This window comes from uncultured Tessaracoccus sp. (assembly GCF_947255005.1).
GTDB lineage: Bacteria > Actinomycetota > Actinomycetes > Propionibacteriales > Propionibacteriaceae > Arachnia.
Genome location: NZ_CAMYFI010000133.1, coordinates 1 through 2585, shown reverse-complemented (window position 1 = coordinate 2585; position 2585 = coordinate 1). Strand labels below are relative to the sequence as shown.

The window sequence follows — 2585 nt, the reverse complement described above, 5'->3', positions numbered from 1 at the left end:
ACACCTCCACGGCTCCGCCCTCGGGTTCCGAAACCTGACCCACTACATCGCCCGCAGCCTCCTCGAAACCGGCGGATTCAAACCCCGACTACACCCTCGATTGTGAAGAGCCGCTTTACCGGAATCCACATGATGTTGCTTCACCCAATTACCGAGGGTGTTCTTGTTGATTCCAACCTGTTCACCGAACAGCCGCCACGCGGTACTCACAGCCAGCGCGGGTTCGTTGATCAGCTTCTCGTTGACCATGCGCACAGCGCGGTCACGGACCTCTGCAGGATACTTACTCAGTGCGGGCATGTTCCTATCCTCTCGGTTAGATCAAACCCTCCACCACACCCGGGGCGATCCAGAGGTGTGGCAGAACCGAGACGACCAACACAAAGCCCCGTGGTGACCGGGTGGTCTCCACGGGGCAAGTATGTGAGCGTGACCCTTAAGCACGCATGGGTACGTGAAAATTCACGCCCCACCGACCGGGTGCTGGGAACGGAACCCAAAGCCGTTCGGTGTCTCCATCTTGCCCCAAATCGCGGATCCGCACAAGAAAATCGCTAGACCCGGTTCATAGTCAGGATGTTCACTCTCCCACGGCGCACGTCACCGAAGCTGTCGAGCCCAAAGGCGCGACGAAGTCGTCCCGCCACGCGACCCTTGGGTGTGGATTCCGATGCCGGAGCATCGGGAACCTCCCCTACCCACTTTCGCCGGTCGTACGCAATCGCGCCAGCGATCACGTCCGCCACTTGCAGGAGATTCGTCGATTCCGAGTTCAGGTCGTAGCATCCAAGAACACGACGGGTACCAAGCTGCTCATTGGCCCGCTCCCGCACTTCATCCGCCAGAACGCTCCCCTTGGGTGTCTGGATGAGGTCAAGGAAGACGTTGACCAGTTCGCCTTGATTCACGTTAGCGACGACGAGTCGACGCGCCATTACCGCCTGTGTCTCCCAGGATCGCCTCTTCGCTGAGTCCGTGGGGGAAAGCTCGTAGACCGAACCGCCAATCCGAACGTCGCATGTGGCGAGATACTCCACGAGTTCGATGTAGAAGCGCTCAGTGGCTTGCGTGATACGACCGAACTTGATCTCACCGAAGAACTTGAACTGCTGTCGAAGCTGCCGAATCTCGCGATCGATAGACGCAGTGTCCCGGCATTTGACGAACCCAACGACGAAGAGGCCACCGTTAGGATTCATAGATCCACTCTCGTCTAGGAACAGGCTTGAGACCGGAACGTTGTCGGGGAGACAAAAAGGGACGTCGGCAAGATCCCCCGATTCGGGGATGAGGGCGTCCTGCATTCCGTTCATTCCTCGTCCTCCGGGCCATCCGGCGCGGCAGCCGTCTCGACTTGTTGCGCATGGGCGATCAGCTTGGTGCATCGGTGCTCGTCGAGCGACCTGACTGGGTTCTTCTCAGCCTCAGCATTGCCAGCGTCCTTCGGCTCTCCTTGCATCCTGCGAGCAACCTCGGCAGGCAGCTTTTCATCAGAGACGTCCACGATGGAGGTGAGGGCTAGCCCACCTCGGAGGATTCGCGCTGCAGTACCAGACGGCCACTGCAGCCCTGCGCCGAGTTTGCCGAGCTGACTGCCCTGAACGTAGCCAGCTCCGCTCGTGATCTTCGTGAGTGACGTGGTGGTCATATCAAGCCACCTCCCCTATCTCACGTCGAACCGAAAGCCAAACAGCACCTGCCAGTACTTAAGTATGGTACCCGCCAGCTATGACAAATCACGGATGCCCTCACGCGCATCCCCGTCAGAGCGCATCCACGGCCCGGTGTGTTTCACCCACCGAACCAACCGCTGTTCACCAGCGCGACGAAACAGGCCGTCCCAGCGAAGATGCTGAGCAGCGAGCGTCGCCCGAACAGCAGGTGCACCCCGACGGTCACCCCCGCCGCGACGAGGGCTGCCGCGGTGCGTCCCCCGTCGAAGGCAGAAGCCAGCGTAGCCAGCGCCAGAATGGTGAGAATCCCAGCCGGCATCCACACGCCAATGCGACGCACCAGCGCCGACTCGCGCAGCGGCGCAAGCAAAAGGAACGGCACCGCGCGAAGCCCGACGGTGATCGCGCCGGCCACAACCACGACGACCACGAAATATCCGAGGTCAGGCATGCCGGCTCCCCTCGCGCATCAGGTGACGGCCGAACAGCGCGGCGGTGAACAGCACCATCGACGTCAGCAGGGCTGCACCGGGCGCTACGAGGAGCGCCACGCCGAAGCACCCCGTCGCCATCACCACCGACGGCACCTCCCGCCGGGTGCGGGCGGCGTCGAGCGCCAGCACGATGAACAACGCAACGAGCGCGAACTCCAGCCCCTCGATAGGCCTGGGCAGCGACAAGGCCGTAGCCACGCCGATGAGTCCGCCGCCCACCCAGTACGCCTGCAGCAGCACTTGGAGCCAGATGATCCGCCTTCCTGTCCAATGCTCCTCACCCCCGGCAATGAACGCGTACGTCTCGTCGGTGAGGGCGTACACGCCGTACGCTCGCCCAAGGCCGTGCACCCGGTCGATCGGGTAGTTGAAGGCGTAGAACACGTGCCGCACGTTCACCAGCAGCACGGTGAGGCCG

Annotated in this window: 4 protein-coding genes; all 4 read right to left on the bottom strand. The window is 62.0% G+C overall.

The genetic code is table 11. From position 1 onward, the window contains the following. Window positions 1-554: 554 nt before the first annotated feature. Entirely contained in the window at window positions 555-1313 is a 759-nt protein-coding gene (locus tag Q0X61_RS13265; protein WP_297743370.1) for a DUF3800 domain-containing protein, read from the bottom strand. Then, window positions 1310-1648: a hypothetical protein gene (locus Q0X61_RS13260; protein WP_297743368.1), complete on the bottom strand. Its 339-nt coding sequence runs from the start codon at window positions 1646-1648 to the stop codon at window positions 1310-1312. Before Q0X61_RS13260 ends, Q0X61_RS13265 begins: the two co-directional genes overlap by 4 nt. Window positions 1649-1791: 143 nt before the next feature. Continuing rightward, window positions 1792-2124 (bottom strand): branched-chain amino acid transporter permease, encoded by a 333-nt coding sequence (locus tag Q0X61_RS13255; RefSeq protein WP_297743366.1) that lies wholly within the window; start codon window positions 2122-2124, stop codon window positions 1792-1794. Further along, a partial coding sequence (locus Q0X61_RS13250; RefSeq protein WP_297743364.1) for an AzlC family ABC transporter permease occupies window positions 2117-2585 on the bottom strand: 469 nt, incomplete at its 5' end. The genes Q0X61_RS13250 and Q0X61_RS13255, both read right to left, overlap by 8 nt.